This is a genomic window from Streptomyces pseudogriseolus (assembly GCA_002154585.1).
GTDB lineage: Bacteria > Actinomycetota > Actinomycetes > Streptomycetales > Streptomycetaceae > Streptomyces > Streptomyces pseudogriseolus.
The window spans coordinates 1-9,760 of sequence record MUNG01000215.1 but is presented as its reverse complement, the minus strand read 5'-3'; the positions used below and the strand labels follow the sequence as shown (position 1 = coordinate 9,760).

Here is a 9,760-nt window from a genome sequence, read left to right as displayed (position 1 = left end):
GCTCAGCACCGCCGGCCCCGCCCCGCCCACGGCCGCCGCCTTCACCGCCGTCGTCGAGGACAGCTCGATCAACGGCCGCGCCAGACCCCCCAGGGCCGCGTCCAGCACCTGCCGCGTCCCCGACCCCTCCTCCCGCAGGACGAGCGGCGTGGCCGCGAGTTCCTCCGCCGTGAGGGGGCGCCTGCGACGCGCCCACGCGTGCGACGGCGCCGCGACCACGATCAGCCGGTCGTGGGCGATCACCGCGGAGTCCAGCCCCGCCGGCACCGTGAGCCCTTCCACGAACCCCACGTCCGCCTCCCCCGCCAGCAACCGCTCCGCCACCGCCGCCGAGTTGCCGGCCAGCAGCGACACCGCCGTGTCCGGCCGGTCCGCGCGCAGAGCGAGCAGCCACCCCGGCAGCAGGTACTCGGCGATCGTCATGCTCGCCGCCACCCGCAGCCGCGAGTCCCTGCGGTCCCGCAGCGCCTGCGCGCCCGCGTCGAAGGCCTCCGCCGCCTCCACGATCCGCCGCGCCCAGTCGGTGACCAGCGCCCCCGCGTCGGTGAGCCGCGACCCGCGCGGCGAGCGGTCGACGAGCGCCACCCCGAGCTGTCGTTCCATCGACCGGATCCGGCTGCTGGCGGCAGGCTGGGTGATGCCCAGTTCCCGCGCCGCCCCGCCCAGGCTCCCCAGCCGCGCCACCGCCAGCAGCAGCTCCAGCGCCCCGAGGTCCGGCACCCGGTGGGCCAGGGGTCCCGGGCTCGCGTCGCCGTGCCCGTGACGGTCGCGGTCGTCCGTTGTGCTCATAAGCTCAGCTTATGCCGCCATAGGGGACGGCTCCCTGGTGGCGGCGGCCCTCCGGCCCGACCGTATGACCATGGTCACCGCAACCCGGCCCCTGCCACCCCTCCCCCGTGCCACCGCACGGCCACCGCGCGCCAGCGCCGTCCGTCACCTCGGACCCAACTGGTACGCCTGCGTGATGGGCACCGCCGTCGTCGCCGGAGCGGGCGCCGCGCTCCCCGCGCCCGCGGCCGTCCCGCGCCCCGTGCTCACCACCGTCTGGGCGCTGTCCCTCGTCCTCCTCGCGGTCCTGCTCGCCGCCCGCGCCCTGCACTGGGTCCGCCACCGCGACCGGGCCCGCGCCCACCTTCTCGACCCCGCCGTGGCGCCCTTCTACGGCTGCCTCTCCATGGCTCTGCTGGCCGTCGGCGGCGGCGCCCTGTCCGTCGGGCGGGACTGGACGGGACTGCGCGCGGCCGTCGTCCTCGACGCCGTGCTGTTCACCGCCGGTACGGCCGTCGGTCTTGCCGCCGCCGTGGCCGTCCCGTATTTGATGGCCGTACGCCACCGGGTGACGGCGCGGGAGGTGACGCCCGTCTGGCTGCTGCCGCTGGTCGCGCCCATGGTCTCCGCCGCGCTCGGGCCGCGTCTCGTGCCGTACCTCCCTGCGGGCCAGCCGCGCGCCACCCTGCTGCTGGCGTGCGTCGCGATGTTCGGGCTGAGCCTCCTCGCCACCCTGATCACGCTGCCGCTGGTCTTCGGCCGGCTGCTCACCGGCGGTCCGCCGCCCCTCGCGCTCACCCCGGCGCTGTTCCTGGTGCTCGGGCCGCTCGGCCAGTCCACGACCGCCGTCGGCGCCTTCGCGGACGTCGCCCCGGGGGTCGTACCGGCGCCGTACGCCGAGGGCTTCCGCGTGCTGGCCGTCCTGTACGGGGTGCCCGTCATGGGGTTCGCGCTGCTGTGGCTCTGCCTCGCCGCCGCGCATGTCGTACGGGCGTGGCGGCGGGGCATGCGCTTCTCGATGACGTGGTGGTCGTTCACGTTCCCGGTCGGCACGTGTGTCACCGGCGCCGGGGCCCTCGCCTCGCACACCGGGCTGCTCGCCTACGACGTCCTGACGCTCGCCCTGTACGCCCTGCTGGCCGGCGCCTGGATCACCGCCGCGTGGTGCACGGCGCGCGGCCTGGTCAGCGGCGCGCTGCTCGCAGGGCCCGCCCCAGCACCTGGGGCGCCTCGGCCAACGACGGGCCGTACCAGGTCAGATGGCGTCCGCTGACGAGGGCGCAGGGGAGGCCGGGGAAGGCCTCCGGGCCGTCGTCGGCGGTGAAGCGGTACGGCTCGTCGGGGAGGACGACCACGTCGGGCCGGGCCGCGCGCAACTCCTCGAGCGGGACGCGCGGATACCGCTCGGAGTGGTCCGCGTACAGCGTGCGCACGCCGAGGCGGGCCAGCAGATCGCCGGCGAAGGTGTCGCGGCCGAGCACCATCCAGGGGCGGCGCCAGACGGGCACCACCGCCGTGCGGACCTCCTCGGACGCGGGCGGCGCCTCCCACGCGGCCTCCGCCTCGTCCAGCCAGCGGGGCCGGGTCCGCACCCCGCACGCGGACAGCACCCGGTCCAGCTCGCCGACAGCCTGCGGCAGCGTCCGTACATGGGTGACCAGCACGTCGAGGCCCGCCGCCCGCAGAGCGTCCAGGTCGGGCGGCCGGTTCTCCTCCTCGTTGGCGATCACCAGGTCGGGGGCGAGGGCGGTGATGCGGTCCACGGCCGGGTTCTTGGTGCCGCCGACGCGGGCCACGTCGAGCCCGGCGGGGTGCGTGCACCAGTCGGTGGCCGCGACGAGCGCGCCGGGCGCGGACACGGCCACCGCCTCCGTCAGCGACGGGACGAGGGAGACGACCCGTACGCGGCTCATCGGCGCGGCTTGGTGTCCCGCAGCGCCTCGATGTGCTCGGCGACGGCGACGACCAGCAGCCGGGTCTCCGGCACCGTGGCCCGCCAGCGGTGCCGGACGCCGCCGGTGAGGTAGAGGGTGTCGCCGCGTCCGAGGCGGTAGGCGCGCCCCTCGGCCTCGATCTCCACGGCGCCTTCCGCGACGTACATCAACTGGTCGTTGCGGAACTGGAGTTCACGTCCGGCGTCGTGGTCGCCGGTGAACTCGGAGGCGTGCATCTGGTGGTGGCCGCGGACCAGGGACCGCACCCGCGGCTCCGCCCACTCCTCGGCGCCCTCCGCGCGGACCACGTCCACGCTGCACGCCGGGTCTGCGGCGGCGAGCAGCTCGACCGCGGTGGTGCGCAGCGCGTCGGCGAGCTTCTCCAGGGAGGTCTGGCTGGGACGCGCGCGCTCGTTCTCGATCTGGCTGAGGAACGGGACCGACAGTCCGCTGCGCTCGGCCACGACGGCGAGGGTGAGGTCCAGCGCGCGGCGTCGCCGCCGCACGGCCGCGCCCACCCGCAGGGGCTGTTCTTTGTGGTCGCCCATCGCTCCGGCTCCCTCCTTCGCCGCTCGTCGTGCCCGACCGCCGAAGTTCCGGCGCTCTTCCCTTGCTGGTTTCTCTGCACCCTACGCATGTTCGGCAAACCGTTTCAGGCGCCTGTCACGTCGCCGTCACGTACGGCCGGTGCGGACCTCACAGTTCACGCCAGCCGCCCGCCGGGCCCCTCGGCACACCTCCCATGCGAGAAGGGGTGTTCCCGCCATTGTTCACCGAGTTCGCCGGAAGGTCACGGGGAGGTCCGGTGAGGGGTTCGCGCTCTGTGGTTGTCCGGATTCCTACGGTGGCGGCGGGCGGCTCCGCACGGCGCGAGGGGCGGGTCCGGGCGCCCCTGGGGACGCTCCGGGACCCGCCCCTCACAGGACGCGACCGGTACGGCGGCGGTTACCGCGGTGTCATCCGCTCCACCATGTCCGGGTGCTCCTCGAGCCAGGCGGCGACGGCCTCCTCCTCGTGTCCCTGGCCGCGGTTCTTGATCTCCGCCTCCAGGGTGCCGAGCTCGTCCTCACTCATCCGGAAGCCCTTGATCCACTCGGTGAGCTGCGGATACTGCTCGGGGAACTTCTTGCTGGCGATCGTGCGGATCGTGTTCCCCTCGCCGAAGGCCTTCCTGGGGTCCTTCAGCTTGGTCAGCTCGTACTCGCTGTAGGCCCAGTGCGGCGACCACAGGGTGACGGCGACCGGCTTCTTCTGCGCCAGGGCGCGCTTGAGCTCGGCCAGCATCGCGGGCGTGGAGCCGTCGACGACCTCGTACTCGTCCTCGAGTCCGTAGCCGGGCAGCACCTCGTTCTTCAGCAGCTGCATCTCGCCGGTGCCGGGCTCGATGCCGATGATCTTCCCGTCGAAGAGGTCGGCCTTCCCCTTGAGGTCGGCGAGCGACTTCACGTCCTTGACGTACGACGGGACGGCGATCTCCAGCGAGGTCGGCTCGTACCAGGTGCCCAGGTCGGTGAGTCTGTCCTTGTTCTTGTCCCAGTAGTTCTTCTGCGCGTACGGCAGCCAGGCGTCGAAATTGAGGTCGAGGTCGCCGGAGGCGAGGCCGGTGTAGACCGGGCCGACGTCCATCTGCTTCAGGTTCAGCTTGTAGCCGCGCCGCTCCAGGACGTTCTTCCACAGGTAGGTGACGGCGATGTCCTCGTCCCAGGGGAACCAGGCGATGTCCAGGGCCCGCTTCGTCTCGGCGGGCGTGGAGCCGGACCCGGACTTCACGGGAGCGAGCTTGTCGACGACGTCCGGGTGCGACTTCAGCCAGGTGCGGACGGCGTCCTGCTGCCTGCCCTTGCCCGCCTTGTTGATCTCGGCCTCGAGGCTGGTGAGTTGCTCCTCGGTCATCGAGAAGTTCTTCAGCCAGTCGCCGACGGTGGGGTTGTCGGCGGCGAATCCCTTGCGGGACAGCGTGTGCACGCCGTCGCCCTCGCCCCAGGCGCCCTTGGGGTCCTCGAGCTTCTTCAGGTCGAGGTCGTTGTACGCCCAGTGCGGGGACCAGAGCGTGACGACGATCGGTTCCTTCTTGCTCATGGCGCGCTTCAGCTCGGCCAGCATGGCCGGGGTGGAGCTGTCGACGACCTGGTACTCGTCCTGGAGGCCGTACGCCTTGAGGACCTTGCTCTTCAGCAGGGCCATCTCACCGGCGCTGGACTCGATTCCGGTGATCCTGCCCTTGAACTGCCCGGCCTTGCCCTTGAGGTCCGCGAGCGAGTTCACGTCCTTCATGTAGGCGGGGACGGTGAGCTCCAGGGACGTCTCGTCGTACCAGGAGCCGAGGTCGTCGAGGCGGGAGCCGTACTTCTTCCAGTACTGCTCGTGGGTGGTCGGCAGCCAGGAGTTGGTGACGACGTCGATGTCGCCCTGCGCGAGCGAGGTGTAGAGCGGCCCGGCGTCGAACTGCTTGGCCTCCACCTCGTACCCGCGCTGTTCGAGGATCTCCTTCCAGAGGAAGGTGGAGGCGATGCCCTCGTCCCACGGGACGTAGCCGAGGGAGACCTTCTCGCCCTTGCCGACCTTGCCGTCGCCCGCGGTGTCCGCGGAGTCGGCGGAGCCGCCGAACAGGCCCATGCCGCCGGCCACCAGGGCCAGGACGACGACGCCGACCACGGCGACCTGCGGGCGCGGCCGGTACGACCAGATCTTCATGCGGCCCGCGGCGCGGGCGCGGGCGGCGGCCCGCCGGCCCAGCGGGGACACCTGGGTGCCCAGCGCGCTGGTCATGCGGTCCAGGTAGATCGCCAGGATGACGATGGCGACGCCCGCCTCGGAGCCGAGGCCGACGTTGAGCTGCCCGATGGCCTCGTTGACGTCGCCGCCGAGGCCGCCGGTGCCGACCATGCCGGCGATCGCGGCCATGGACAGACCCAGCATGATCACCTGGTTGACGCCCGCCATCACCGTAGGCAGCGCCAGCGGGAGCTGGACGCGCAGCAGGGTGTTGCGGGGCGTGGTGCCGAACGCCTCGGCCGCCTCGACGAGTTCCTTGTCGACCTGGCGGATGCCCAGCTCGGTCATGCGGACGCCGGGGGCGAGCGCGAAGATCAGCGTGGCGACGATGCCCGCGGAGGCGCCCGTGCCGAAGAACAGGATCGCCGGGATGAGGTAGATCATCGCGGGCAGCGTCTGCATGAAGTCCAGCACCGGCCGCACCAGCGAGCTGACCCGGTCGGAGCGGGCCGCCCAGATGCCCACGGGTACGGCGACGACCAGCGCGATCAGCGTGGCGACGAGCACCAGCGACAGCGTGATCATCGCGTTCTCCCACAGCTCCATCGACACGATGAACGCGAAGCCGAGGAACGTGAGGACACCGGCGAGCGCGCCGCGCAGCCAGAAGGCGATCACCGCGAAGATGGCGACGAGCAGCAGCGGCTCGGGCGCCTGGAGGACGGCGTTGATGCCGTCGTAGGTGCCGGTGAAGACGGTCTTGAAGAAGTCGAACAGCCAGCTGACGTGGGCGAGGAGCCAGTCGACGGCGTCGTTGACCCAGTCGCCGAGCGGGATCCTAGGCATGGGCCATCACCTTGCCGCCCTGGTCCTTGGGGCTGTCGCACACGCCGGGGTCCGCCTCCTCGTCGCCGAGGAATCCGATCAGGCGCTGCCGGGGCACGACGCCGACGAGGTCGCCGTCGTCGAGCACGGCCACCGCGTGCGGCACGCGCGCGCTGATGGCGCACAGGTCGGTGAAGGACGTGCCCGGTGCGGCGGTCTCGCAGCCGCAGTCGGCCTCGTCGCCGCGCACGTCGCGGTCCATGACCGCCTGGGCGGTGAGCACGCGGGAGCGGTCGACGTCCTGGGTGAAGGAGGCCACGTAGTCGTTGGCCGGCCGGATCAGGATGTCCTGCGCGGTGCCGATCTGCACGATGCGGCCGTCGCGCATGACGGCGACGCGGTCACCGAGGCGCATGGCCTCGTTGAGGTCGTGGGTGATGAAGACGATGGTCTTCTTCAGCTTCTTCTGGAGCTCGATCAGCTGGTCCTGCATGTCGCGGCGGATCAGCGGGTCGAGGGCGCTGAACGACTCGTCCATCAGCAGCAGGTCGGCGTCGGTGGCGAGCGCGCGGGCGAGGCCGACGCGCTGCTGCATGCCGCCGGACAGCTCGTCGGGCCACGAGTCCTCCCAGCCGGCCAGGCCGCACAGGGCGAGCGCCTCGTCGGCGCGGCGTTCGCGCTCGGCGCGGGGCACGCCCTGCACTTCAAGACCGTAGGCAGCGTTGTCACGGACGCTGCGGTGCGGGAAGAGCGCGAAGTGCTGGAAGACCATGCTGATCTTCCGGGACCTGACGTCCCGCAGCTCGCGGTCGGACAGGGCGGTGAGGTCCTGTCCGTCGAAGCGGACGTGTCCGGCTGTCGGCTCCAGCAGACCGTTGAGCATCCGCAGCAGGGTCGACTTGCCGGAGCCCGAGAGGCCCATCACGACGAAGATCTCGCCCGGCTCCACGGAGAAGGACGCGTCGATGACGGCGGCCGTGACGCCGTCGGCCCGCAGCTCCTCGCGGTCCGCCGTGTTGGTGCGCAGCCGTTCGACTGCCTGGTCCGGTCGTCTGCCGAACACCTTGAACAGGTGCTCGGCCTCAAGCCTTGATGACACACGTACCTCTCGTCTCGGCGACAGATGCCGGAGCGATGCGAGGCGGGCCGTGGCCCGCGACAGGTTGAATCAGCAACCGGCATCGTTCCGCCGCCGCGCCTCCCCGGAATCGGTCGGCGCAAACTTTTCGTGGGCCGCCTCACAGATGTCGCGCAGGGCGCAACACGTTGTGCGAAGGGGTGCGCGGGCGTGCCGCCGGGGCGGTGCTGTCGGTGCGGTGGGGCATGATGCGGGACGTGACCGGACTGATGCTTCTCGACACCGCCTCCCTCTACTTCCGTGCGTATTTCGGCGTCCCGGAGTCCGTCAAGGCGCCGGACGGCACGCCGGTGAACGCCGTGCGGGGGCTGCTGGACTTCATCGACCGCCTGGTCAAGGACCACCGGCCGGAGCGCCTGGTGGCCTGCATGGACGCCGACTGGCGCCCGCAGTGGCGGGTGGACCTGATCCCCTCGTACAAGGCGCACCGCGTCGCCGAGGAGCAGGAGACGGGCCCGGACGTGGAGGAGGTGCCGGACACGCTGTCGCCGCAGGTGCCGGTGATCGAGGAGGTGCTCGACGCGCTGGGCATCGCCCGGGTGGGCGTCGCCGGGTACGAGGCGGACGACGTGATCGGGACGTTCACGGCGCGGGCGGACGGCCCGGTCGACATCGTCACCGGCGACCGGGACCTGTACCAGCTGGTGGACGACGCGCGCGGGGTGCGGGTGCTGTACCCGGTCAAGGGCGTCGGCACGCTCCAGGTCACCGACGAGGCGGCGCTGCGCGCGAAGTATGGGGTGGACGGCAAGGGGTACGCGGATCTGGCGCTGCTGCGCGGCGACCCGAGCGACGGCCTGCCGGGCGTGCCCGGCGTCGGGGAGAAGACGGCGGCCAAGCTGCTGGCCGAGTTCACGGACCTGGCCGGGATCCTGGCGGCCGTGGACGACCCGCGGTCGAAGCTCACGCCGGCGCAGCGCAGGCGTCTGGACGAGGCGCGGCCGTATCTCGCGGTGGCGCCGACGGTCGTCCGGGTCGCGGGGGACGTCCCGCTCCCGGACGTGGACACGGTCCTGCCGCGCGCCCCGCGCGATCCGGCCGCCGTGGAGGCCCTGGCCGCGCGCTGGGGTCTGGGTGGCTCGATCACCCGCCTGCTGGCGACTCTCGCGGAGGGCTGAGTGCTAACTTAGGCAGACCTAACTGCGACAGGGAGGCCCTCATGGCAGAGCGACCGGCACGCGCGCCGCGCACCCCGCACACCGGCGTGGTCGTCCGCACCGAGCGGCTGACCCCCCATATGCAGCGCGTGGTGCTGGGCGGCGAGGGACTGGCCGCCGTCTCGGCGGACACCTGCACCGACCACTACGTCAAGCTGCTGTTCCCGGCGCCGGGCGCGGTCTACCCGGAGCCGTTCGACCTGGAGCGGATCCGCGCCGAGTTCCCGCGCGAGCAGTGGCCGGTGACCCGGACGTACACGATCCGCCACTGGGACGCCGAACACCGTGAGCTGACCCTCGACTTCGTGATCCACGGCGACGAGGGTCTGGCGGGCCCCTGGGCGATCAACGCCCGCCCCGGCGACGTCGTCCGCTTCCTCGGCCCCGGCGGCGCCTACGCCCCCGACCCGGCCGCCGACTGGCACCTCCTGGCCGGCGACGAGAGCGCGCTGCCTGCGATCGCCCGCGCCCTGGAGTCGCTGCCGCAGGGCGCCCGCGCCTTCGCGTTCCTGGAGATCGCGGGGCCGGAGGAGGAGCAGAAGATCGACTCCGACGTGGAGATCCGCTGGCTGCACCGCGGCGACCGCAGGGTCGGCGAGGCGCTGGTGGAGGCCGTACGCGCCCTGGACTGGCCGGAGGGCCGGGTGCACGCCTTCGTCCACGGCGAGGCGCACTTCGTGAAGGAACTGCGCCGCCTGCTCCGCGTGGACCGCGCGATCCCCCGCGAGGACCTCTCCATCTCCGGCTACTGGCGCCTGGGCCACAACGAGGACGGCTGGCAGGCCTCGAAGAAGGAGTGGAACGCCCGCATCGAGGCGGAACAGGAGAACACACCGGCGCCCTGAAGGGGCGCGGGGAACTGCGCGACCAGCTACGGCGTGCCCGCACCCGGCGTACAGCATCTCCCGGCACTCCGGTGCCCGCCGGGGGCGCGGGAGTCTGCGCGACCAGCCACGACGTGCCCGCACCCGGCGTACAACATCTCCCGGCACCCCGGTGTGCCCGCCGGGGGCGCGGGGAACTGCGCGACCAGCCCAGTGCGGCCCGCACCCGGCGTACGACAGGGACCGGCACCCCGGTGGCCGCTAAGGGGCGCGGGGAACTGCGCGACCAGCCACGACGTGCCCGCACCCGGCGTACAACATCTCCCGGCACCCCGGTGGCCGTACGGAGGTGAGGCGCAGGCCTGCTGGAGGGGTGCCGCCTGCGCCCACCCTCCCCCA

8 protein-coding genes are annotated in these 9,760 nt (G+C 72.5%); 3 read left to right on the top strand and 5 right to left on the bottom strand.

The window, feature by feature from the left end; genetic code table 11:
• Nucleotides 1–789 (bottom strand): LysR family transcriptional regulator (locus CCN29_RS20090; RefSeq protein ID WP_086683518.1); only part of this gene is annotated, 789 nt, incomplete at its 3' end.
• A 70-nt stretch (nucleotides 790–859) separates the two neighbouring features.
• Here CCN29_RS20090 and CCN29_RS20085 point away from each other — a divergent pair.
• Nucleotides 860–2,041 carry a TDT family transporter gene (locus CCN29_RS20085; RefSeq protein WP_031065803.1) on the top strand — a complete coding sequence of 394 codons (1,182 nt, stop codon included), beginning with the start codon at nucleotides 860–862 and terminating at the stop codon, nucleotides 2,039–2,041.
• Here the strand turns inward: CCN29_RS20085 and CCN29_RS20080 are convergent.
• From CCN29_RS20080 to CCN29_RS20065, 4 genes are all read right to left on the bottom strand, one after another.
• Nucleotides 1,953–2,681 (bottom strand): helical backbone metal receptor, encoded by a 729-nt coding sequence (locus CCN29_RS20080; RefSeq protein WP_031065798.1) that lies wholly within the window; start codon nucleotides 2,679–2,681, stop codon nucleotides 1,953–1,955. The genes CCN29_RS20085 and CCN29_RS20080 overlap by 89 nt on opposite strands.
• Nucleotides 2,678–3,250: a helix-turn-helix domain-containing protein gene (locus CCN29_RS20075; RefSeq protein ID WP_006132318.1), complete on the bottom strand. Its 573-nt coding sequence runs from the start codon at nucleotides 3,248–3,250 to the stop codon at nucleotides 2,678–2,680. The genes CCN29_RS20080 and CCN29_RS20075 overlap by 4 nt, the downstream gene beginning before the upstream one ends.
• Before the next feature lie 397 nt (nucleotides 3,251–3,647).
• Nucleotides 3,648–6,263, bottom strand: coding sequence for an ABC transporter permease/substrate binding protein (locus CCN29_RS20070; RefSeq protein WP_086683516.1), 2,616 nt, complete (start codon nucleotides 6,261–6,263; stop codon nucleotides 3,648–3,650).
• A complete protein-coding gene (locus tag CCN29_RS20065) occupies nucleotides 6,256–7,341 on the bottom strand; it encodes a quaternary amine ABC transporter ATP-binding protein (protein WP_006132316.1) in 1,086 nt (361 codons plus the stop codon). Before CCN29_RS20065 ends, CCN29_RS20070 begins: the two co-directional genes overlap by 8 nt.
• A gap of 227 nt (nucleotides 7,342–7,568) precedes the next feature.
• On the opposite strand from CCN29_RS20065, the gene CCN29_RS20060 reads away from it, so the two are divergent.
• Nucleotides 7,569–8,498 carry a 5'-3' exonuclease gene (locus tag CCN29_RS20060; protein WP_228731501.1) on the top strand — a complete coding sequence of 310 codons (930 nt, stop codon included), beginning with the start codon at nucleotides 7,569–7,571 and terminating at the stop codon, nucleotides 8,496–8,498.
• 41 nt (nucleotides 8,499–8,539) lie between these two features.
• Nucleotides 8,540–9,382, top strand: a complete 843-nt coding sequence (locus tag CCN29_RS20055; protein WP_086683514.1) for a siderophore-interacting protein — start codon at nucleotides 8,540–8,542, stop codon at nucleotides 9,380–9,382.
• Nucleotides 9,383–9,760 lie beyond the last annotated feature (378 nt).